The organism is Anaerobacillus sp. 1_MG-2023, from assembly GCF_030547345.1.
Classification (GTDB): Bacteria; Bacillota; Bacilli; order Bacillales; family Guptibacillaceae; genus Guptibacillus; species Guptibacillus hwajinpoensis_B.
The window spans coordinates 1-433 of sequence record NZ_JAUORD010000054.1 but is presented as its reverse complement, the minus strand read 5'-3'; the positions used below and the strand labels follow the sequence as shown (position 1 = coordinate 433).

Below are 433 nucleotides of genomic sequence, written 5' to 3'. Positions count from 1 at the left end.
CCTCACCTAATGAACAACAGGTTTCGCCTGCTGCAGCTGAACCAGGGGAAATAACTGAAAATATTATTACAGACGTTATTTTAAAGGATGCTGAAGGTAATGTTATCGATGAGTCAGACAATCCAGGAAATATCCAGGAACTCGGTGGACAGGTATTTATTCAGTATTTATTTAAGCTTGAGAATAACCATGGGTATGTAGATGGCTCAACTTTCACATTCAATTTACCTGATGCTTTTGATGTATTCAACAAAGTAAATGGTGATCTCGTTTTTAATGGAGATACTATCGGAACGTTTAGATTATCCATGAATAAAGAAGTTGTCCTTACCTTTAATCAAAAAATTGAAGACCTATCGAATATTGAAGGTAAAGTTCAATTCGAATCGATTTTTAGTGAGACACTTACTGGTAGCGTCAACCAGATCATTGA

At 35.8% G+C, this 433-nt stretch carries 1 protein-coding gene; it reads left to right on the top strand.

What is annotated here, in order from left to right; genetic code table 11:
• The coding region (locus tag Q4550_RS23245) for an Ig-like domain-containing protein (RefSeq protein WP_303536551.1) at positions 1-433 on the top strand (433 nt) is incomplete at both ends.